Genomic DNA, 21,628 nt, shown 5'->3' on the forward strand with positions numbered 1-21,628 from the left:
TCAGGCAAATCAGACGAGGAAGCGCTGCGAGGCAACAAACAGGCAAAGCTCAACACCGTAGGCAACCAGACAACAAAGCGCCAAACAGGCAACCAATTCAAGTAACAACCAACACCACGGACAACCAGATAAAATATCCAGCACCCGCGCTGCCGCGCACCAGCCCCTTCGGTATCAGACCTTGAAACGCAAAATGCCCGCGCTGAACGCGCTGAAAGCCTTCGAAGTCGCCGGCCGCACGGGCAGCTTCACCCGCGCAGCGGAATTGCTGAACGTGACGCAAAGCGCGGTCAGCCGGCAGGTCCGGCAACTCGAAGCCCAGCTCGGCGAGACGTTGCTCCAGCGTCACCATCACCACCTCGAGCTCTCGGCCGCCGGCCGTATCCTCCTGCAAGCACTGCAACAGTCGTTCGACCGGATCGAACTCACCGTCCGCAGCCTGCAAGAAAAAACCCACCGCAACCGTCTGCGTATCAACGCGCCGCCCACCTTCACAAGCCGCTGGCTGATGCCGCGCCTCGGACGCCTGCGCGACGCGCACCCACATCTCGAACTCAGCCTGTCGACTCGCGTCGACGACAACCTCGCCGAATCCGGCGTGCTCGACTGCGCCATCCGTTTCGGCAACGGCGAGTGGGAAGGCGTCGACAACCGTCTGCTGATGAACGAGCGGCATATCGCCGTCTGCGCGCCTGCGTTGCTCGCGCGCCAGGCAGGCCGCGCCGCCATCGATCTGAATCAGTTCACGCTATTGCATGTGCTCGCGAGCGCCGATCAACGCTATCTGACGTGGCAGCATTGGCTGAAGGCCGCCGGCATTGAAAACGTCGACACCCGCGGCGGCTATGAATTCGATCTGCTCGATCACGCTATCCGCGCGGCTATCGACGGGCTGGGCGTGACGATCGCCGATCGCCACATGATCGCGCGTGAGCTGGCCGAGGGGCAGTTGGTAAAAGTGCTCAACGTGCACGTTGACGGGCATCAGTCGTACTGGCTCGTCACGCGCGCCGAACAGGACGAGTTGCCACACGTCGCGCTATTTCGCGACTGGCTGCAGCAGGAAATCTGGTTGACCGAGCGCGCGCTCGACTCGTCGGAGTCAGCACAGCTGGGCGAAGCCAGTTGAATCGAACGAAATTCGTCTGAGTTCAAACGGCTGAGCGACACAGGTTCACTCGAGCCACCGCTTTGACGCGTTATGTGACGCAAAAAAAACGCGCCGATTGCATCGCATCGGCGCGTTTTTTCCGCTACACCGCTAGCGGTGAATTTCCATCGGTCAGGCAGCAGCAGCCAGCTCCGCTGCTTCGGCTCTAAAGCCGGCTTCCGTGGCGGCGTCTTCGAGAATCATCTCGGCGCCCTTCTCCGCCACCATCATCGTCGGCGCATTGATGTTGCCGGAGGTGATGTTCGGGAAAATCGACGCGTCGACCACACGCAAGCCGGCAACACCATGCACCCGCAAACGCGCATCGACCACGGAGGTGCGCGGGTCGTCGCCCATCGCGCACGAACCGCACAGGTGATAGATCGACCCCGATTGCTCACGGAAATACTGCAGGAAGCCTTCACGCGTATTCACCTGCGGCCCCGGCGAGATCTCTTCGACTGTGATCTCTTTCAGCGCCGGCGATGCCATCACCTTGCGCACCAGCTCGCAGCCCTGAATCACTTCGTCGATATCCTTCTGTGTCGTCAGCGCGTTGATGCGGATTTTCGCGGCGTCTCCCGCGCGATTCGATGCGATCTCGATCGACCCCCGGCTTGTTGGCCGGCACGGGTTGAACGCCAGCAGGAAGCCCGAATACGGCTCGGGTTCGAGATTCGCCTTGCTGCTCTTCGGAATCCGGTACGACAGCGGATTGAAGTACAACTGCAAATTCGGCTGCGCTTCGTGATCGCTGCCTCTGAAGAATCCGCCCGACTGGTTCACGCTCATCGCGAGCGGCCCCTTGCGCGTCAGCAGATACTGCAGACCGAGCTTAAGCTTGCCAAGCAACGGGCGCATCTCGTCGTTCAGCGTCTTCACGTTCGCGCGATAGTAGAAACTCACGCACAGATGGTCCTGCAGATTCTGCCCCACTGCAGGCAATTCCTTGACCATCGCAATGCGATGCTTTGCCAGCAATGCGCTATCGCCTACGCCCGAGAGTTGCAGCAGCTTGGGCGAATCGACCGCGCCCGCCGACAGGATCACCTCACCGGTCGCCATGAACTGCCGTGTAGCGCCGTTCTGTGTCACGCTCACGCCAATTGCCCGTTGGTTGCCGTCGAATAGCACGCGGCTAGCCAGCACGTCACGTTCGACCGTCAGGTTCCTGCGCGTGAGCACCGGATGCAGATATTCGAAGCTGCTTGACGAACGCTGTCCATTGCGCGTATTCACGTCGTAGATGCCGGCACCTTCGAATTGCGCACCGTTGAAGTCGTCGCTGCGTTTGTAGCCGGCCTGGTCGCAGCCTTTCAGGAACACGCGGCAAATCGGGTGCACGGCGTCCTTCATTGGCGAGATGCGAATCGGACCATCCGCGCCGTGATATTCGGTGTTGCCGAGCGGATGCGATTCGAGCTTGCGGAAATACGGCAACACGTCGCGAAACGCCCAGCCCTTGTTGCCCGCGGCGGCCCAATCGTCGAAATCGTGCGGCTGGCCGCGTACGTAGATCATCGCGTTGATCGAACCGGAACCGCCCTGCACTTTGCCGCGCGGACAATAGATCGGCCGGTTGTCGAGTTCCTTTTCAGGCTCGCTGTAGTACATCCAGTTGTAGGTTTCGTTGTAGTACGTCTTGGTGAAACCCACCGGGATCTTGAACCAGAACGAGCTATCCTTGCCGCCTGCTTCGAGCAGCAGCACCGAATATTGGCCCGACGCCGAAAGGCGATTGGCGAGAATGCAGCCCGCCGAACCCGCACCGACGATGATGTAATCGTAGTTCATGCTCTATGTCGCCAGACGGCGCCCAATCCATTGAATGCGTAAAGCAGGTTAAAACCGGCAGGTTTCAATTAGCAGATTTCAACCCGCAGGTTAAAACCCACAACTCAAACCCGCCGGTTCAATCCAGGTTCAACCCCTGGCCGGTGCGAGGTCTTTCACGTCGGCGGGTTGTGCGGCCATTTGCAGGTGCAGACGCTCGCCGGTGTACGGCGTGTGCTGTCTGACGACATCCATATTCAACTCCACGCCCAGGCCCGGCTCCTGCGAAGGAATGATGTAGCCGTCTTCCCATTGAATCGGCTTCTTCAACACCGCCGCATGGAAGCCGTCCCACGTGCCGATGCTTTCCTGAATCAGAAAATTCGGCGTGCAGGTTGCGAGCTGAATGCTAGCGGCCGCGCCGATCGGCCCGTTGTACAGATGCGGGGCGATCTGCGCGTAATACACCTCGGCGATCGCCGCGACTTTCTTCGCTTCGAGCAGGCCACCCACGCGTGCCACGTTCAGTTGCAGGATCGACGCCGCACCTGCTTCGAGCAGCTTGAAAAATTCATACTTGGTGGTGAGGCGCTCGCCCGCAGCAATCGGAATACTCGTGTGCTGCGCGACTTGCGCCATTGCGCCTTCCTGCCCCGGCGGCACCGGTTCTTCGAACCACAACGGATCGTATTTCTCGAGGCGTTTGGCAAGCCGGATGGCCGACGAGGGCACCATCTGCCCATGCGTGCCGAACAGCAGATCGGCCTTGCTGCCGACGGCTTCGCGCACACGCTTGCAGAACGTCTCGCAACGGTCGAGCACATCCATCGACAATTGATGACCCGAATAGGCCGTGTACGGCCCCGCCGGATCGAACTTCACCGCGGTAAAGCCGCGCTTCACGTTCTCAACGGCGCATTCGGCGGCGAGATCGGGATCGTCGTAGTCGTATTCGCCCTTGCTGTTCTTCGGATACAGGTACGTGTACGAGCGCAGACGCGAGTTCACCATGCCGCCGAGCAGTTCATACACCGGCTTGTTCGCCGCCTTGCCGATGATGTCCCAGCACGCCATTTCCAGCCCGCTGACCACGCCCATCATCGTCAGATCGGGGCGTTGCGTGAAGCCACTCGAATACGCTTCGCGCCAGAGCCGCTCGATATGGTGCGGATCCTTATCGAGCAGGTAGCGGCCGAATACATCGTCGATGATGTGAGTCATCGCCTTCGGGTGAAACGTCGCCGAATAGATTTCGCCGACGCCTTCAATACCGCAGTCAGTCTTCAGCTTGACGAAAATCCAGTACATGCCGCCCACATGCGGCGGCGGTACGGCGACGATATGCGTTTCGAGCGAGACGACTTTCATTTACGCAACCCCTTTCGTGTTAAGCATGTTTCTCAACGCAAGACCGGCAAAACCGCCGAGCGCCGCCATTCCGGCCACATAGCCGAAGTAAAGCTGGTAACCGAAGACGCCCGGGAAGTTCTGCGTCAGATAGCCGTTGATCAACGGCAGGAACACATCGGGCGAATAGCCAAGTACGGAGATCAGGCCGATAGCAAGACCCATCGTTTCGACCGGGATATTGCAGCGATCCAGCAGCGACCAGTACAGTCCGCGAATCGCGTAAGTCAGAATGCCGATGAAGAGCACGAGGAACACCAGCAGCACGTGGCTCGAGATGCGCGGCGCCGCCATCAGACCCAGCAACGACAGTGCAGCGAGGAAGAGCGCGATCACCAGCACCGAGACCTTCGAATAACGGTCACCGAGAAAGCCGCCGCCGATGCCGCCGATCGGCCGCATCCACAACTTGAGCGTGGTGATCGTGCCGGCCATCACCACCGTCAAACCGATCTCGCCTTCATGCAGATAGGCGGAGAAGCTGTAGGTGGCCCAGAACACCTGATAGCCGCAGAACACAATGGCCGCGACCAGCCACAACTCGGGAATCGAGGCGAGAGTTTTCAGATCGACCAGTATGTTGCTGCGTTTCTTCGCGGCACGGTTGGCGGCCGCGTCTTCAGTACCTTGCGGGTCTTTGACGAGTGCGAGCACCACGCCAAGCGCGATGCACAGAAACGCGTACATGTAGACGACCAGCCTGAAGCCAGCCGTGACGGGTTCGCCTTTGGTCTGCGTGAACCAGGCGAACAGCGTGATCGCGACGGTCGCGAGCATCGCTTCGATCAATCCGCGTCCGCCGTCGAGCAAGCCGAAGAAGCGGCCTTGCTCGTGCGTGCCGGCGATCATCGTCACGCGCTTGATGACAGCAGCCCAGAACGTCAACCCGGTCGACAGTCCCCAGCCGCCGAAGATCAGCATCAGCACATTGAAGGACGGCGCGGTCGAATACCACAGGCCGAGCACGCCGGTCGCGATCAGCGAAAAGCAGATCAACATGCGCGGTGCGATCCGGTCGGCGAGCCAGCCGCTCGGCAGGTAGCTCAGCAGAAAGATCGTGCCAAGCGACGAATACAGATAGCCGAGCTGGCTATCGGTGATGTGAAACACTTCGAGCATCGTCGGCTGATAAACCTGCCGAAGATACAGAATCGGGTAAATCGCACCAGCCGCCAGCACCAGCAACATGAGCTGGACATAGCGTTGGGCCTTGCTTTTTTGCAGTAGGGCTTCGTCGCTTAACGCGAGCGAGGCAGCAGTTTGAACGGGTTGCGTTGACACGTGAGCGCTCCTGAGAGACACAGCACCGGTCCCACCGGTCTGCCGGATCTCCAAATTTTTTTATTAGTGCAGCGGGTTTGCTGCGCTTCCGCGGGTTTCAGGGCGACGCGTGCCGTCTACTCCGAATCGCACGGCACGCGCCAGTTTCAGCTTCAGTACTTCATGACCACAAGGCGCGTCTGCGTGAATTCGAGCATGCCGTGCTTGCCGTCGTCGCCGCCGAGACCCGAGCGTTTCCAGCCCGCGTGGAAACCTTGGTACGGATCGGCCGGCGTGCGGTTCACATACAACTCGCCGGCTTCGATGCCGTTGGCGATCTTCATCGCGCCGCGGTAGTTCTCGGTGTAAAGCACGGACGACAAGCCGAACTGATGGTCGTTGGCCATCTCCAGCGCTTCGTCGAGCGTGCGGTATTTGACGACCGGCATGATCGGACCGAAGGTTTCTTCCTGGATGATTTCCATGTCCTGACGGCAATTCGACAGCAACGTGGCCGGATAGAAGAAGCCCTTGCCTTGCGGCAGCCTGCCGCCGGTTTCGAGCGTGGCGCCGGCCGCAATCGCGCGCTCAACCATGCCGTGAATCGATTGACGAGACGCCTCGTTGACGAGCGGCCCCATCAACGACGGCTGTTCGCTGCGATCGCCGCTCTCCACGGCGCTCATGTGCTTCTTCAGCAGCGCGACGAAACTGTCATGCACGCTTTCCTGCACATAGACGCGTTCGATCGCCGTGCAAAGCTGGCCACAGTGGGTGGTTTTGGAGGCGACCAGATCGCGCGCGGCTTTCTCCAGATCGGCATCCGCCTCGATGATCGCGGGCGTCTTGCCACCCAGTTCAAGTGACGGCTTGGCGATGTTCGCCTTGCAGTATTCGAGTACCTTGCGGCCTGCGCCGACGCTGCCGGTCAGCGTGATCATGCCGACCTTGGGGTGCGTGCAGAGCGCCTCGGCAGTCGCATGGTTCATTGCGAGAATGTTCACGACGCCGGCTGGCAGCCCGGCCTTCTCAACCGCCTTGGCGATCTCGAACGCGGAGCTCGGCGTGTTATTGCTCGGGCGCACCACTACGGTGTTGCCGGCGATCAGCGCGGGCGCCACCTTGCGCATGAACGTATAGACCGGGTAATTGAACGGGATCAGGCACGCGACCACACCGATCGGCTCGCGATGCAGCACGAGGTTTTCGTCAGGCGTGTCACTCGGAATCACCTCGCCTTCGATGCGGCGCGCCCATTCGGCGTGGTAGCGGGTGATCTGGCCGGCGTAGATCGCTTCGTTGGTGGCGTCGGCAACGCTCTTGCCCGACTCCAGCGCGAGCGCCGCGCCAATGGCGGGCGCGCATTCAGTGAGCGCGTCGGCGAGCTTGTGCAGATAGACCGCACGCTCGGCCGAAGGCAGCTTGCGCCAGCCCTTCTGAGCGGCTGCTGCGGCGTCGACCGCGGCGATGGCCTCGGCTTCGGTAGCGCCCGTGACGTGGGCAATCACGGCTCCAGTGGCGGGGTTGGTGACGGCGATGAGCTCGTCGCTTGCCGCATCGATAAAGCGGCCGTTAGCAAAATTCCGATCGAGTCGCATGTCGTCTCCTGAAAAACCTGGTGCGGTGGCGCATTGCCTTCGGCTATCGCCTTCATGCCAAAGGTGCATGAACGGAATTTTTCTCCGGGGCACGGCGCCCCACAAGCGAATAATTCGCGGGACAAACATTCTAAAAAATCACGTTTATCCAGGGATGTGCCTCATACGCGAATCCCATCTCGAATAGCAGAATCCGGGCTTTGCCATAAGCAGCGGCCTTTGCACGCGGTCGAACCCCGTTTCGAACCATTGGGGCCGCTCACTACCAACGTCTGGAGCTCACAATGAAAAAGAATGTCATCGCCACCGCGGCAATCACCGCCCTCGCCTCGCTGGCGGCCCCGTCCGCCTTCGCGCAAAGCAGCGTCACCCTGTACGGCGTGCTGGATGAAGGCATCGACTACACCAACAACGCCGGGCGCGGCGCGGTCTGGGAAATGGCGAGCGGCTATGCCCAAGGCAGCCGCTGGGGCATGAAGGGTTCGGAAGACCTGGGCGGTGGCATGAAGGCCGTGTTCCAGCTGGAAAACGGCTTCGACGTGAGCTCGGGGCGGCTTGGCCAGGGTGGTCGCATGTTCGGCCGCCGGGCCTACGTAGGCTTGAGCGACGATCGGTTCGGCACGGTCACGCTCGGACGGCAGTACGACTCGGTGGTCGACTATCTCGCGCAAACCACCGCCAACGGCAACTGGGCCGGCTACCTGTTCGCGCATCCGTACGACAACGACAATACGGACAACTCGTTCCGCCTCGGCAATAGCGTGAAGTACGCGAGCCCGGAAATCGCGGGCTTCCAGTTCGGCGGGGTGTACAGCTTCAGCAACGACACGAACTTCGCGAACAACCGCGCCTACAGCTTTGGCGGCCAGTACGCCAACGGCGGCCTGCTGATCGCCGCCGCGTACCTGCAGGCGAACAATCCGGGGGCGGGTTCGACCGGCGCGATCACCGCGAACGACGCGAGCTTCATCGCCGGACGTATGCGGGTGTTCGGCGGCGGCATCAACTACACGTTCGGTGCGGCGACCGCTGGTTTTGCTTACACCAACTCAAACTATAAGGATCCGACCGGCAACGGCTATATCGGCATCCCGCTGGCGGCGTCCGGTGTCAGGTTGAATACGCTGAAGTACCAGAATTTCGAAGTGAACGGCAAATACCAGTTCACGCCGGCTTTCTTCATTGGCGCGCAGTATGTGTACACGATGGAAAGCTACGATGCGTCGACGGGGAGCGTGAAGCCGAAGATTCATTCGGTCGGTTTGATGGCGGATTACAACCTGTCCAAACGCACGGACGTGTACGTGCAGAGCGAGTACCAGAAGGTCGCGGGCGACTCGACCCACTCGATCCTCGACAACGCGTTCATTCCGGGTGTGCAGGCGCCGTCATCAACGGGAAATCAGGTCGCCGTGCGAGTCGCGCTGCGCCACAAGTTCTGAGCGTCTCTCACTCCTCCACCGCCGCCTTCAGCCTCAGCAGCGCGTGATCCCACTGCTGCGAAATCGATTCCAGCGCGCGCCGCGCTTCGTCGAGGTGTGCCGGTTCGAACGCCCATAAGCGTTCACGGCCCACCTTGACGTCGCGCACGAGTCCCGCATTGGCCAGCACCTGCAAATGCTGCGTGACCGACTGCCGCGTAATCTCCGTTCCGGCAGTCAACTGCGCGATCGACATCGCACTGCCCGCGCACAGCAGAGCAATCAGACGCAGGCGCGTTTCGTCACCGAGCGCCGCAAAAATCTGCGCGGAGCTTCGCAGCATGGCCGCCTTCAGACGTGCATGACCAGCAGCCGGCTTATCTCTCGGCGACATACTTTTCGACGTTGACCAACTGCCGTTCCCAGCCGCCGCTATTCAGGCGGAATGCCTCTTTACGCCGTGCGGCTGGAATCCGGTCGAAGCCCGATTCGATCACGCGTAGCAAGGTGCCGGAGTCGACCTCGGTGAGCTCGAACACCACCAGTGTGGTTGGCTCAGGTGAATAGTCGATCGAAATATCCACCGCGGCCGGATGCCAGCGAAACGACAGATGATGTTCCGGCTCGACCCGCTCGACCAGCACGTCCATCACAAGATGTTCATAACCCGGATACGTGATGTTGCCTTGCACGGACTGGCCGGCGACAAACTGTTTGCCGTTGAAATCCACGCGAAACCATTTACCGAATTCCTCGGCATTGGACACCGCGCGCCACACGCGCGAGCGCGGCGCCTTCAGCAGAATCTGTTTTTCGATGCGATCGGTTGATGAGTCAGACGATGGATTCATATGCAGCCTCCTGACTGCATATTAGGCTGGCAATCGCCGACATGCAAGTATTTGCCTGCATATTTTCCGGCTCGCCCGATTCGCACCCGTTTCAACCGATCAGCGAAATGCGGCCGCCCTGACGCAGCGCGCGCACCGAAGCGCCGAGGTTATCGCCGCCCGCCAACTCGAATATGTGATCGACACCTCACGCTCCGTCGCGCTAGCCGGCATCCGCGCCGCGTGAGCGCCATCGGCGGATACGCATCGGCGCGGATGCCGAATTGCATTACTCCGTTGCGTGCGCATGCATCACGTTGGCGTGCATGGACCACGCCATCCACGGACGGCGCAGTGCTACGATCGCGACGAATGCGCAAGCGGCCAGCGCGCCGAAGGTCGCAAAGCCCATCTGATAGCTGCCTGTGCTTTCCTTCGCGATGCCCATCACGACCGGCAGATAGAAGCCACCGATGCCGCCCGCAGCGCCGACGATGCCCGACATCAATCCGGTGCGGCCGGCCCAACGATGCGGTACCAGCTGGAAGGTCGCGCCGTTGCCGAGACCGAAGGCCACGTACAGACACAGCAGCAGCGCAATCCCGCCCACCATCGAAGGCATGGCAGCGGCGAACACAAAGTCACACAGCGAAATGATCGCCAGCAGGAAGGTCAACGCACGCACGCCTGACACCTTGTCGGCGATCAAACCACCGAACGGCCGCACGATCGCGCCGGTCGCGGCAAGCAGCGCCATGAACAGACCCGCGTCGATCTTCGACAGTTGATACAGGTTGGTCAGCAGCAGCGAAACATACGAGGACATACCGACAAAACCACCGAAGGTGATGCTGTACACCAGCATGATCACCCATGTGTCGCGCTCGCCCAGCACGGTGCGATAGCGCTTGGGCAGCACCGCAATCGCCAGCAGCGCGCCAATCACCGGCAACAGCAGCACGCCGGTCTTGCCTGAGCCGAACAGGCCCGCTTCGACCAGCAGCACGAGCACGATCAAACCGACGAGCGTAAGCGCAAAGCTGCCGAAGGCGCGCAGCACGCTGCCCGATTTGATACCGGAATCGTTGGCCCAGAAATACAGCGTGATCGCGGCAATCGCGAGCAACGGCAGTGCGCCGGCAGTCGCCATTTGCCAGCCGTAGTGGGTGGCCAGTTGCGGGAACATGAAGCCGTCGAGCACCGCGCCGATGTTGCCGGCTGCGGCAAGACCGAGTACCAGACCCTGCACCTTCGGCGGATAGTTGCTTCCCGCCATCGGCAGCGCCACGGCGAAGCTCGCACCGCCCACGCCGAGGAACACACCGAGTACCAGCAGCACGGTGTACGACGGTACGGACGGCATCAGCGGCAGCACGATCGTCGGCACGGCAGAGAGCAATACGCCCATCAACGCGATGCGCTTGCCGTGTGCCGATTGATACAGGTTGCCGAGCGTCACGCGCAGAATTGCCGCCGACAGCACCGGCACGGCGACCAGCAAACCCTGTTGAGCGGGTGTCATCGCAATGCTCTTGCTGATGAATGGCGCGAGCGGCCCGTACAGCACCCAAACGGTGAAGCCAGTGTCGAAATAGAGAAAGCACGCCACTAGCGCTCGCCAATCCCCGCTCTTCAGGGAGCTCATCACGTTTTTCATTAGACATCCTCACATATGCTGATTGCTCGATCACCGAGTGCACTGCGTCTGGTACGGCGCACCGAAACAGTTACGATATTGAATACCGGATTTAATATGCAATCTCCATGCCATCCGGGCCCATCTACTGAAGCGTTACTGCATACCTTCTAGAACCATGACGCCGCACGGGTGCCGCTGGTTTCAAATTTCAATAAACGTCGCGTACGTAGCGCTTTTCCTGCGCCAAACGGGTCACATAATCGGCGGCCTTTTCTTCGTTCATGCCACCGTGCTGGGCGACCACATGCTTGAGTGTTGCGTCGACGTCTCTCGCCATCCGGCTTGCATCGCCGCAGACATAGAAATGCGCACCTTCTTCGAGCCATGCCCACAGTTGCGCACCCTGCTCGCGCATGCGGTCCTGCACATAGATCTTTTCCGTTTGATCGCGCGAGAAAGCGACATCGAGCCGGGTCAATACGCCGCTGTCGCGCATCGCTTCAAGTTCGTCGCGATAGTAGAAATCAGTGGCTGCATGTTGTTCGCCGAAGAACAGCCAGTTACGCCCCTTGTCGCCGCGTGCACGCCGCTCGTGCAGAAAGCCGCGAAACGGTGCAACGCCGGTGCCGGGGCCGACCATGATGATCGGTGTATCCGAAACGTGAGGAGGCCGAAAGTGTGCGGATTTCTGCACGAATACCGGCACGCTGACGTCGCCGGCGCGATCGGCGAGAAACGTCGACGAGACACCCTTGCGATGGCGCCGGCCATTGCTGTAACGAACCGCGGAAACCGTCAGATGTACTTCGCCGGGATGCGCCTTCGGACTCGATGCAATCGAGTACAAACGCGGTTGCAGGCGTTTGAGCATGCCGGTCAATTCAGTGGCCGTCAGCGTCACTGGAAATTCGTGGAGCACGTCGGCGAGTTGTTGGCCCCATAGCCATTGTTTGAGATCGGACTTGCGCTCCGGTATCAGCAGATCGCGCAGCGAACTATTGGTGCTGCGCGCAGCGATAAACGCGAGCGAATCCGGGCTGGGACGCGCGATTTCATAGTGCTTGCCGAGTGCGTCGGCGAGACGCATTTCGCCCACACCTGACACGTTGACCGCGGCGTCGGCGCTCAGGCCGCTCAAGCTGATCAATTCGTCGACCAGTTCGGGGCAATTGCTCGGCCATACGCCCAGCGCATCGCCCGCTTCATATTCGATGCCCGAGTCGCCCGCGCTCAACGAGAAGTAGCGCGTATCCTTCGCCGCACCCCGCTTGTTCAGGTGCAGGTTCCTGACGAGCCGCGATGCGGCCGGCCGCGTTTTGGTCGGCACGGTGCCAGGCACCACGGCGTTGATCATGCCGCCCGGCGGCACGGCATGCAGCGCCGCATCTTCTTCGTTGATGCGCACGATGATGCGTTCAAGCCACGCGTCAGCGTTTTCCTGATACTCGCTGTCGCAATCGACGCGATCCATCAGACGCACCGCGCCTTGATCGGCAAGACGTTCATCAAGCCTGCGGCCGTGGCCGCAAAACTGATCGTAGTTGCGATCGCCCAGTGCGAGCACCGCGTAGCGCACGCCCTCGAGACGAGGCGCTGCATCGCTACTCAGCTGGGACCAGAAACTTTGTCCGTTGTCGGGCGGATCGCCGTCGCCGAACGTGCTTGTCATGAGCAGCACATATTGCGATTTCGCGAGTGCCGAGACCTGATAGTCCGCCATGCATGACGTGCGGATTTCGAAGCGCGACTCCATCAGACGCGTGGCATAGCATTCCGTCAGCGATTCGGTGTTGCCAGTTTGCGAGGCCCACAGCAGCGTGACTTTAGGCCGTACGCGCACGATACGTACGCCGGAAGCGAGGGCATCGGGCTGCGGCGCCGCAAGTGTCCCCGCAGGCGCAGTCGCACTCGTTCCGCTGTGGCTATAAAGTCCGGCCAGCAGGCCGTTCACATACAGACGATGGGTCCGCTCAAACGGGGCGCTGCCCGGCAAGACCGGCACGCTGACGATGCCCTGTGCTTCGGCCGAACGCAGGCCGCTGACGAAACCGCTCAGATAGGTCCGCTCGGTCTCCGTGAACGACGGTGCGGGTGTCCGCGGAAGTTGCAACAGACGGGAAAGTGCTTCGATACGGGGCATGTCCTGTTCCTCGGCGTTCGCCGATATAGCGCTCGCCGGCATAGCGCCGGCTGCCACGGCAGGCTCGTCGGTAAGCATCTCGTCATCGGGAATCGAAATCGGCGCGATGGCGTCGACCGCAACGGGACTCAGTGCGACCGCACAGAACTTGAGTTCGGGTTGCTGCGAGATCGGATCGATTGCGTCGCTGGTGACTGCGTTGATGCACAGGTCGTCGCCAAAGACATCGTTCCAGTGCATCGGCGCAAAACAGTTCCCTGCCTGCACGCGCTCCGTGACGACCGCCGGCAACACGGCGCGTCCGCGCCGCGAGCGGATCTCGACCGGATCTTTAGCCTTGATGCCGAGCGTGGCCGCATCTTCGGGATGAATCTCGACGAACGGACCAGGGTTCAGCTTGTTGAGCATCGCGACCTTGCCGGTCTTGGTCATGGTGTGCCATTGATGCTGCAAGCGGCCCGTATTCAACACGATTGGAAATTCCCGATCGGGCAATTCGGCCGGGGCCGCAAAGGCACGAGCGAAGAACACCGCTTTGCCGCTCGCGGTCGGAAACACCAGTCGCGGACGGCTACCGTCGGCGAGTTCCTTCAGCGTCTGGCTGACGCCGTCGTTGATATAGCGAATCGGATTGCGGTCAGTCGTGTTGTCAGTGGCAAGCGGCCATTGCAACGATGTGTCTTTCAGACGGCGATGGCTCGCGCCGCGCAAGTCGTAGCCGGTTTTCGGATTCGACACGCGGGTAATTTCCGCGAAAACTTCTTCGGCGCTCGCATAGGTGAACGCATCGGCGAAACCCATTTCACAGGCAACACGCGCGATGATCTGCCAGTCCGGCAAGGCGGCACCCGGTGGCTCGATGCCCTTCTGCATCAGCGTGAGGTTGCGCTCCGAGTTGATCATCACGCCTTCGGCTTCGGCCCACAATGCGCCGGGCAACAGCACGTCGGCGTAACGGTTGGTCTCGGTGTCGAGGAACGCGTCCTGCGAAATCACGAGATCCGCCGCGCGCAATCCAGCAATGGCGTTCTGACGATTCGCGACACTCGCCACCGGATTAGTGCAGATGATCCAGCACGCCTTGATCTCGCCCGCGGCCATACGGGTGAACATATCGATCGTACCGCTGCCGACTTCCGTCTTCAGCGTGCCCTTCGGAATGCCCCAAAGCTCTTCGATAAATGCGCGGTCTTCTTCGACCAGTACCGAACGCTGTCCCGGCAAACCTGGGCCCATGTAGCCCATTTCACGGCCGCCCATCGCGTTGGGTTGCCCCGTCAATGAGAACGGGCCGCTGCCGCGGCGGCAGATCTTGCCGGTAGCGAGATGCAGATTGCAGATCGCGTTGGTGTGCCACGTGCCGTGCGTGCTTTGATTGAGCCCCATGGTCCAGCAACTCATCCACTCCGGCGCGGCGCCGATCATCTGTGCGGCCTGGCGAATGTCCTCCACTGCGAGGCCCGTGATCTCCGCGACTTTCTCGGGCGTATAGTCCGCGAGAAAAGCGGGCATCGCGTCCCAGCCCTGGGTAGCATCGGCGATAAAAGACGCGTCCGTATGGCCGTTTTCGTGCAAAAGATGCAGCAGGCCATTGAGCAAAGCCAGATCGGCCCCCGGCTTGATCTGCAGAAAGAGATCGGCCTTGTCAGCTGTCGTATTGCGGCGCGGATCGACCACGATCAGTTTTGCGCCGGCTTTCACGCGATCCATCATGCGCAGGAACAGAATCGGGTGACAGTCGGCCATATTCGCGCCGATCACGAAGAACAGATCGGCGTGATCGATGTCTTCATACGACCCCGGCGGGCCATCCGCACCGAGGGAGAGCTTATAGCCGCTGCCCGCGCTCGCCATGCAAAGACGCGAATTCGATTCGATATTATTGGTGCCGACAAAACCCTTTGCGAGCTTGTTGACGAGATACTGCGCCTCGATCGACATCTGCCCGGACACATAAAACGAGAGCGCGTCCGGCCCATGTTCGTCGAGCAGGCCGCGCAAACGCGCTGCTGTGTCGCTGATTGCCTGCGCCATCGGCAGCGGCACCGGATCCTGGTCACGTGCATGACGCACGAACGCGCCTTCCAGGCGCCCCGACTTGCGCAACGCGACGTGCGCCGACTGGCCCTTCGTGCAAAGCCGTCCGAAGTTAGCCGGATGCTCCTTATCGCCGGAGATTTTCACGACCTGCCCGTCCTCGACGTGCAGCATCATGCCGCAGCCGACGCCGCAGTAGGGGCACACCGTTTTTACGCTATTGGAGGACATGGCAGGCGGCATCGCTCGATAAAGTTGACAACAATCAGCGACTCACATCGCGACCCACACTTGCCCACTTTCCACTCGCGCGGCGAACGCGCTGACGGAATACACCGGTGTTTCGAGGCACTCGCCGGTGCGCAGATCGAAGTGATGCTTGTAGATCGGCGAGGCGACCACGAGACGCTCGCCGAGACTGCCGATCAGGCCGCGCGAGAGCACCGCCGCTTGCGAGCCCGGATCGTAGTTTTCGATCGCATACACGACGCTGTCCGCGTTGCCGTTGTCCACATGAAATACCGCGACCTGTTCACCGTTGACGAGCGCGCACACGCCCGTGTTGGGAACGATCTCGTCGAGCGGGCAAACTGGTATCCAGGTAAGCGGAAGGCGGTCATGGTTCATGGCGGAGGTCCTCGGTGACTGACGCAAGAAAGAATCAAACGGTTTCGACAATCACAGGAATCGAAGCGAGCGTCGATCGCCGCTCGGCCACTGTCGCCGGCCGGATCTGGCCGCGTTCCTCGACAAAGGTGATATGGCTGTCCGGCTCGCCGCTGTTGACGAAGTGACGGAAGCGCTTGCGCGTTTCAGGATCGGTGACGGCTTTCTTCCATTCGCATTCGTAGGTGTCCACCACGTGCTGCATTTCGACTTCGAGTTCCGCGGCCACACCCAGACGATCGTTGACGACCACGCCGACCAGATAGTCGAGGCCGCCTTCGAGGTTGTCGCGCCACACGCTGGTGCGTTGCAAACGGTCCGCCGTGCGCACGTAGAACATCAGGAAGCGGTCGATGTAGCGCACCAGCGTTTCCTTATCGAGGTCCGAGGCGAGCAGTTCGGCATGGCGCGGTTTCATGCCACCGTTGCCGCAGACGTAGAGGTTCCAGCCCTTCTCGGTCGCGATGATGCCGACGTCCTTGCCTTGTGCTTCCGCGCATTCGCGCGTGCAGCCGGATACGCCGAACTTGATCTTGTGCGGCGTGCGCAGACCCTTGTAGCGATTCTCGAGTTCGACCGCGAGGCCCACCGAATCACCGACGCCGTAGCGGCACCACGTCGAACCGACGCACGACTTCACCGTGCGCAGCGATTTTCCGTACGCATGACCCGATTCGAACCCGGCCGCGATCAGCTCTTCCCAGATGAACGGCAGTTGCTCGACCCGCGCGCCGAACAGGTCGACCCGCTGGCCGCCGGTGATCTTCGTGTAGAGGCCGTATTTCTTCGCCACCTGGCCGACCGCGATCAAACCGTCAGGCGTCACCTCGCCGCCTGCCATGCGCGGCACCACCGAATAGGTGCCGTCGCGCTGGATGTTGGCGAGGTAGTAGTCGTTGGTGTCCTGCAGCGAGGCGTGCTCCTTCTTCAGCACGAATTCGTTCCAGCATGACGCGAGGATGCTTGCCACGGCCGGCTTGCAGATATCGCAGCCGAAGCCGTGCCCATGCTTCGCCAGCAATTCGCCGAAACTACGCATGCCTTCCACGCGCACGAGGTGATACAACTCCTGGCGTGAATACGGGAAGTGCTCGCAGACGTGGTTGTTGACCGCGAGGCCCTGCTTCTTCATCTCGGCCTTCATCACCTGCGTGACGAGTGGCACGCAACCGCCGCACGAGGTGCCCGCCTGAGTCGCGCACTTCAACGCGCCGATGTCGGTCGCGCCCGCGCAGACGGCCGCGCACAGGTCGCCCTTCGAGACGTTGTTGCACGAGCAGATCTGCGCGGCGGCGGGCAACGCCTCGACACCGAGCGCCGGCTTTGCCTGACCGTCGGACGACGGCAGGATCAGGAATTCGGGCGACGCCGGCAACTCGATCCGGTTCAGCATCATCTGCAGCAGCGTGCCGTACTCGCTCGCGTCGCCCACCATCACGCTGCCGAGCAGATACTTGCCGCAATCGGACACCACCAGCTTCTTGTAGACCTGCTTACGTTCGTCGCTGAACTGATAGGTGCGGCTGCCCGGCGTGTTGCCGTGCGCATCGCCGATGCTGGCAACATCCACGCCCATCAGTTTCAGTTTGGTGCTCATATCGGCGCCGGCGAATTCCGCCGAATCGCCGAGCAGTTGCTTCGCCACCGTGCGCGCCATGTCATAACCGGGCGCGACGAGGCCGAACAGTTGCCCGTTCCACAGCGCACACTCGCCGATTGCGTAGATGTGCGGGTCGCTGGTGCGGCATGCGTTATCGATCACAATGCCGCCACGTTGCCCGAGCGCCAGGCCGCTTTCGCGTGCGAGGTCGTCACGCGGCCGAATGCCCGCTGAGAAAACGATCATGTCGGTGTCGAGGAAGCTGCCGTCGGCGAATTGCATGCGGTGCGTACCGTTCTCGCCGTCCACAATCGCCGAGGTGTTCTTCTGTGTGTGGACCGTCAGGCCGAGTTCTTCAATCCTGGTGCGCAGCACGCGGCCGCCGCCGTCATCCACCTGCACCGCCATCAGGCGCGGCGCGAATTCGACCACGTGCGTTTCCAGACCCATGTCGCGCAATGCCTTCGCGCATTCGAGGCCAAGCAGACCGCCGCCGACCACCGTACCGGTCTTCGAACGCGCGCCGCATTCCTGCATGGCTTCGAGATCCTCAATGGTGCGGTAGACGAAGCAGTCGGCCCGCTCGCGGCCCTGCACGGGCGGCACGAACGGATAGGAGCCCGTGGCGAACACCAGCTTGTCGTACGGCAATGTCTCACCGGTCGATACCGTCACGCTGCGCGCGTCGCGATCGATCGCCACCGCTTTCGCACTCAGCTTCAACAAGACGTTCTGGCGTTCGAAGAAGCCCGGCTCGACGAGCGACAGATCGTCGGCCGTCTTGCCCGCGAAGAATTCGGACAGGTGCACGCGATCGTATGCCGGCCGGGATTCTTCGCACAGCACAGTGATGTCGAGGCCATGCGCCGCGTCCTGTGCCAGGCATTCGACCAGTTTGTGGCCTACCATCCCGTGACCGATAACGATGATTTTCATGACCGCGGCTTCCTCAATGTGCTGTGCTTCGATCGCTGACGTGGGGCATCGGACGAAAGAGATTCCGGAAATAAAAACGGCGTCCCGCGAACCCAGTCGATGACTGAATTCGGGGGACGCCGTTGTCCTGACCTGTACCGCAGTGAGTACGTTGTTGTCGCACTCACGACGGATCTACGTTGATCCGCTGGCAACGCTTAACGCAAAGGCTGTGCCAATTGCGCGAAATATCCGCTGAAGCGCCGTGGCGCCTGGCTTGAGGGCAAATGGCAGAGGCATGCTCGCGGCAGGGGGCACGGCACGGTTTGATGCAGCGAAGCACAGGGATGGTGCGACGCAGCACTGTACGCGTGCGCGCGGAGAGCGTGTCAAACGCGGGAGTAAGGGAAGCAAAGAATCACTCGGCGACCTGGCGGCCATGCCTGCTGAAACGTTCGTCGCAGACGAGGCAATCGAGCGTGGTGCCGCGTGAACTCAAGCGCCGATCGGCCAAATCGGTACGGAAATGTAACTGCTCAACGTGTAGATCTGCGCTGTGCGATGGTCTTTATAAACCGGATCGTTTCCGGAATTGTCGATCACGATCGACGCACGCGCGGCGCGAAAGCGGTGCCTGATGCCTCGCCGGAGTGATCGAAGAAAACAAAACAGCGAGCGTCGAATCTATCGGGACTTCAAATTGCTCAATACAAGGAACGCAACCTGGAGAAACCGGATGTCCACTGACGATGCCGCACGCCTCCTGATCGCGGACGACGATCCGAATCTGCTGGCCGCCTACGTCCTCTTTTTCAGCGCGCATGGTTTCGACGTCCGGACCGCGCGTAACGGCCTCGACGCGCTCGCGCAGTATTGCGCATGGCACCCGGCAGCCGCACTGCTCGACGTCGAAATGCCGCGTCTCGACGGGCGCGCGGTCGCCCGGCGCATCCGCTGCGTAGCCGACACGCCGGCGCCCACGCTCGTCGCCGTGACCGGCCTCGCGCGCGACGAGGACAGGAACGAATCGTTACGCTCCGGATTCAACCATCATTTCGTCAAACCCGTGTCGATGCAGGTGATCCTCGCAGTGCTGATCGGGCGTGATCGGCATTAGCTGGGCACAACATGCCTCGGTGAAGGGGTGAGACGCCAGGCGCCGTGGCGCTCCACGCGCCAGACGCTCAACTCAATTCCGCCCCGAACCGCGGTCTAATCGCCAAAACCCAATTCGGCTTCGACCGCTTGCCCAACCCTTAGCCACGCCCCCGCTCCCCGCGCGACGATTGCATTGTTGCCGAACGTCAATGCCCCGTCTCGTTGCGGGTTCGCCCGGTAAACACTCATCGTGTCGGTGGGTTCGTTCGGCCAGTCAGGATCGGGCGCGCCCTTCGCCTGATCGATGGTCGGCATTGGACAGCGCGAGCACAATTTGACCAGTTGCAATTGCACGGCCACATCCTCGACGCCTTCGACGCTCAGGCTCTCGACGTAATCCTCTTCGTATGCATCGAGTCCCGCGAGCACGACGTTGGGGCGAAACCGGTTGATCGGAATCGACGGCGCGCCCTTACTGTTGAGGCGCACATTCAGATCGTCGAGCGAAGCCTGGCCGATCACCAGCAGCGGAAAACCATCGGCGAAATGCGTGGTGGCGCCGCCGACGCTGCCGGTGTAGTCCGGGTCGACGATTCGCTCGCGCTCGGGATTGAAGCGCAGAAGGCGTGCCGGCACGCCGAGAAACGCTGAAAACCAGGTGGCGCTCTCTTCGCCAGTGTCGAGCCCGTAGGCCGCGTCGCGCCATACCTCGGTTTGCACCTTTTGTGGTGCGCCTAGTGCGGCGGCGTCGAGCGGCGTGCGCAATTCGCTCATGCCCGGCGCGCGCATCACGAGTTCGTGTTCGCCGAGTTCGACCTGAATCAGCGCCATGCGTGGGTACGCACGCTGCGTGAGCATCGCGCCGCTCGGGTCGGTGACCATCCAGCATCGATCGTATTCGAGGCCGGTGGCGAGCAGGCGTGCCTGATTGAGCGCAATGCCGGCGCAGGATTTGATTGGATAGACAAACAGCTCGCTGATCGTAGGCATGATATGGCGCGTGGGGAACACGCGATTTCTTGTGTTAATACCCGATTGTAAAGCGGATTGCAAAGCGCTTAGGGCGCGCCATCTCGGCGACGTCATAGCGCCCGTCTGCATCCCATGCGCACCACCTGCGCTGAAAACGCTGCGCCAATGACTTCATGCCTTGAAGTGGAAATCGCTGTGCCCTACTATTCCCAGCCTTCCAGCCGCAACGTTGCGCGCACGAGCCGCTGCTCTTCCTGTTCGATTTCCCGCAGGTTCGCACACACGCTGTCGATATGATCGGCTGCGGCCTTACGCGCCTGTTCGGGCAGCTTGCCGGTGACCGCGTTGTAGAGCCGTGCATGCTGGCGATCGATTACCCGCTTTTGCGGCTCGCGGTGATAAAGATTGTTCACCGACGCGAACACCGAACTCAGTAGCAGATCGGTCAGCGTGCTCAAGGTATGCACCAGCACCGGGTTATGCGATGCCTCGCAAATCGCGAGGTGAAATGCATGATCGAGTCGCGCGTGGGTCGACGCACTCGTCTCCTTGCCATGCGCCGCGAGCATTTCTTCGTAGCGTCGCGTGATCAGCACGAAGTCGGCGGCCGTGCCGCGCAACGCGGCAAGCCGCGCGGACTCCGCTTCGAGCAAGGCGCGCACTTCGAACAGATCGTAGAGCGTGCGCGGCTGCGAACCGAGCAGATGCATCATCGGCGTGAGCGTGGGTTGCGCGGTGAGGCTCGCGACGAACGAGCCTTTGCCGTGTGAGGTCTCGATGATGCCACGTGCCCGCAAGAGCTTGAGCCCTTCGCGCAGCGCCGTGCGCGACACGCCGAGCTTGTCGGTGAGACGCCGCTCGGACGGCAGCACCTGCCCCGTTTTCAGCACGCCATCAACGATCAATCGTTCAATACGCTCGGCGACGACGTCCGCCACCAGCCGCGAGCTTTCCTGATCCGCTGTCCGCATTGTAATTCCAACTGGTATGACCACCTTGAAATGCTAACACGTCTGAGTCTGGTTTATCCGCTGATCCCTATATGTAGTAAATCATCCAGCGCATCCGCTTTAAAAATGCGAAATCAAAAACTGGTACGACCACTTGCGCAACCGGTCGACA

At 61.2% G+C, this 21,628-nt stretch carries 15 protein-coding genes; 3 read left to right on the forward strand and 12 right to left on the reverse strand.

What is annotated here, in order from left to right; genetic code table 11:
- Positions 1 to 193: 193 nt before the first annotated feature.
- A complete protein-coding gene (locus tag PQQ52_RS24510) occupies positions 194 to 1,129 on the forward strand; it encodes a LysR substrate-binding domain-containing protein (RefSeq protein ID WP_408216934.1) in 936 nt (311 codons plus the stop codon).
- A 153-nt stretch (positions 1,130 to 1,282) separates the two neighbouring features.
- Here PQQ52_RS24510 and PQQ52_RS24515 read toward each other — a convergent pair whose 3' ends face one another.
- From PQQ52_RS24515 to aldA, 4 genes are all read right to left on the reverse strand, one after another.
- Positions 1,283 to 2,944: a GMC family oxidoreductase gene (locus tag PQQ52_RS24515; RefSeq protein WP_408216936.1), complete on the reverse strand. Its 1,662-nt coding sequence runs from the start codon at positions 2,942 to 2,944 to the stop codon at positions 1,283 to 1,285.
- A gap of 129 nt (positions 2,945 to 3,073) precedes the next feature.
- A complete protein-coding gene (locus PQQ52_RS24520) occupies positions 3,074 to 4,291 on the reverse strand; it encodes a mandelate racemase/muconate lactonizing enzyme family protein (protein ID WP_408216938.1) in 1,218 nt (405 codons plus the stop codon).
- Positions 4,292 to 5,611, reverse strand: coding sequence for an MFS transporter (locus PQQ52_RS24525; protein ID WP_408216941.1), 1,320 nt, complete (start codon positions 5,609 to 5,611; stop codon positions 4,292 to 4,294).
- Positions 5,612 to 5,763: 152 nt separating this feature from the next.
- Positions 5,764 to 7,188 (reverse strand): aldehyde dehydrogenase, encoded by a 1,425-nt coding sequence (gene aldA, locus PQQ52_RS24530; RefSeq protein ID WP_408216944.1) that lies wholly within the window; start codon positions 7,186 to 7,188, stop codon positions 5,764 to 5,766.
- A 284-nt stretch (positions 7,189 to 7,472) separates the two neighbouring features.
- Here aldA and PQQ52_RS24535 point away from each other — a divergent pair, with 284 nt between their 5' ends.
- Positions 7,473 to 8,630 (forward strand): porin, encoded by a 1,158-nt coding sequence (locus PQQ52_RS24535; RefSeq protein ID WP_408216947.1) that lies wholly within the window; start codon positions 7,473 to 7,475, stop codon positions 8,628 to 8,630.
- A gap of 7 nt (positions 8,631 to 8,637) precedes the next feature.
- Here the strand turns inward: PQQ52_RS24535 and PQQ52_RS24540 are convergent, their stop codons facing one another.
- The 6 genes from PQQ52_RS24540 to nirB form a co-directional block, all read right to left on the reverse strand.
- Positions 8,638 to 9,003: an ArsR/SmtB family transcription factor gene (locus PQQ52_RS24540; protein ID WP_408216950.1), complete on the reverse strand. Its 366-nt coding sequence runs from the start codon at positions 9,001 to 9,003 to the stop codon at positions 8,638 to 8,640.
- Positions 8,987 to 9,460: an SRPBCC family protein gene (locus PQQ52_RS24545; protein ID WP_408216952.1), complete on the reverse strand. Its 474-nt coding sequence runs from the start codon at positions 9,458 to 9,460 to the stop codon at positions 8,987 to 8,989. Before PQQ52_RS24545 ends, PQQ52_RS24540 begins: the two co-directional genes overlap by 17 nt.
- A 268-nt stretch (positions 9,461 to 9,728) precedes the next feature.
- Positions 9,729 to 11,096, reverse strand: a complete 1,368-nt coding sequence (locus PQQ52_RS24550) for an MFS transporter (protein WP_408216955.1) — start codon at positions 11,094 to 11,096, stop codon at positions 9,729 to 9,731.
- 190 nt (positions 11,097 to 11,286) lie between these two features.
- Positions 11,287 to 15,486, reverse strand: coding sequence for a bifunctional nitrate reductase/sulfite reductase flavoprotein subunit alpha (locus PQQ52_RS24555; RefSeq protein ID WP_408216958.1), 4,200 nt, complete (start codon positions 15,484 to 15,486; stop codon positions 11,287 to 11,289).
- 42 nt (positions 15,487 to 15,528) lie between these two features.
- On the reverse strand, positions 15,529 to 15,882 hold the full coding sequence (gene nirD, locus PQQ52_RS24560) for a nitrite reductase small subunit NirD (protein WP_408216960.1): 354 nt from the start codon (positions 15,880 to 15,882) through the stop codon (positions 15,529 to 15,531).
- A 34-nt stretch (positions 15,883 to 15,916) separates the two neighbouring features.
- Positions 15,917 to 18,457: a nitrite reductase large subunit NirB gene (nirB, locus tag PQQ52_RS24565; RefSeq protein ID WP_408216963.1), complete on the reverse strand. Its 2,541-nt coding sequence runs from the start codon at positions 18,455 to 18,457 to the stop codon at positions 15,917 to 15,919.
- A gap of 715 nt (positions 18,458 to 19,172) precedes the next feature.
- Between nirB and PQQ52_RS24570 the strand changes: the two genes are divergently transcribed.
- On the forward strand, positions 19,173 to 19,553 hold the full coding sequence (locus PQQ52_RS24570; RefSeq protein WP_408216964.1) for a response regulator: 381 nt from the start codon (positions 19,173 to 19,175) through the stop codon (positions 19,551 to 19,553).
- Between the two features lie 95 nt (positions 19,554 to 19,648).
- Here PQQ52_RS24570 and PQQ52_RS24575 read toward each other — a convergent pair whose 3' ends face one another.
- Together PQQ52_RS24575 and glcC are read right to left on the reverse strand one after the other, a co-directional pair.
- Complete coding sequence (locus PQQ52_RS24575) at positions 19,649 to 20,524, reverse strand: MOSC domain-containing protein (protein ID WP_408216966.1); 876 nt, start codon at positions 20,522 to 20,524, stop codon at positions 19,649 to 19,651.
- Positions 20,525 to 20,709: 185 nt separating this feature from the next.
- The gene (glcC, locus tag PQQ52_RS24580) at positions 20,710 to 21,477 is read right to left on the reverse strand and encodes a transcriptional regulator GlcC (RefSeq protein ID WP_408216968.1); all 768 of its coding nucleotides are present in this window, start codon (positions 21,475 to 21,477) and stop codon (positions 20,710 to 20,712) included.
- Between the last annotated feature and the right edge of the window lie 151 nt (positions 21,478 to 21,628).

Source organism: Paraburkholderia sediminicola, from assembly GCF_046030555.1.
Lineage (GTDB): Bacteria > Pseudomonadota > Gammaproteobacteria > Burkholderiales > Burkholderiaceae > Paraburkholderia > Paraburkholderia sediminicola_E.

Bases quoted from the DNA above. Each gene is read 5' to 3' on its own strand.
- PQQ52_RS24550 (WP_408216955.1), bottom strand. From the start codon at position 11,096: ATGAAAAACGTGATGAGCTCCCTGAAGAGCGGGGATTGGCGAGCGCTA.
- PQQ52_RS24515 (WP_408216936.1), bottom strand. From the start codon at position 2,944: ATGAACTACGATTACATCATCGTCGGTGCGGGTTCGGCGGGCTGCATT.
- PQQ52_RS24555 (WP_408216958.1), bottom strand. From the start codon at position 15,486: ATGTCCTCCAATAGCGTAAAAACGGTGTGCCCCTACTGCGGCGTCGGC.
- PQQ52_RS24570 (WP_408216964.1), top strand. From the start codon at position 19,173: ATGTCCACTGACGATGCCGCACGCCTCCTGATCGCGGACGACGATCCG.
- PQQ52_RS24510 (WP_408216934.1), top strand. From the start codon at position 194: ATGCCCGCGCTGAACGCGCTGAAAGCCTTCGAAGTCGCCGGCCGCACG.
- PQQ52_RS24545 (WP_408216952.1), bottom strand. From the start codon at position 9,460: ATGAATCCATCGTCTGACTCATCAACCGATCGCATCGAAAAACAGATT.
- aldA (WP_408216944.1), bottom strand. From the start codon at position 7,188: ATGCGACTCGATCGGAATTTTGCTAACGGCCGCTTTATCGATGCGGCA.
- PQQ52_RS24520 (WP_408216938.1), bottom strand. From the start codon at position 4,291: ATGAAAGTCGTCTCGCTCGAAACGCATATCGTCGCCGTACCGCCGCCG.
- nirD (WP_408216960.1), bottom strand. From the start codon at position 15,882: ATGAACCATGACCGCCTTCCGCTTACCTGGATACCAGTTTGCCCGCTC.
- PQQ52_RS24535 (WP_408216947.1), top strand. From the start codon at position 7,473: ATGAAAAAGAATGTCATCGCCACCGCGGCAATCACCGCCCTCGCCTCG.
- PQQ52_RS24575 (WP_408216966.1), bottom strand. From the start codon at position 20,524: ATGCCTACGATCAGCGAGCTGTTTGTCTATCCAATCAAATCCTGCGCC.
- PQQ52_RS24540 (WP_408216950.1), bottom strand. From the start codon at position 9,003: ATGTCGCCGAGAGATAAGCCGGCTGCTGGTCATGCACGTCTGAAGGCG.
- nirB (WP_408216963.1), bottom strand. From the start codon at position 18,457: ATGAAAATCATCGTTATCGGTCACGGGATGGTAGGCCACAAACTGGTC.
- glcC (WP_408216968.1), bottom strand. From the start codon at position 21,477: ATGCGGACAGCGGATCAGGAAAGCTCGCGGCTGGTGGCGGACGTCGTC.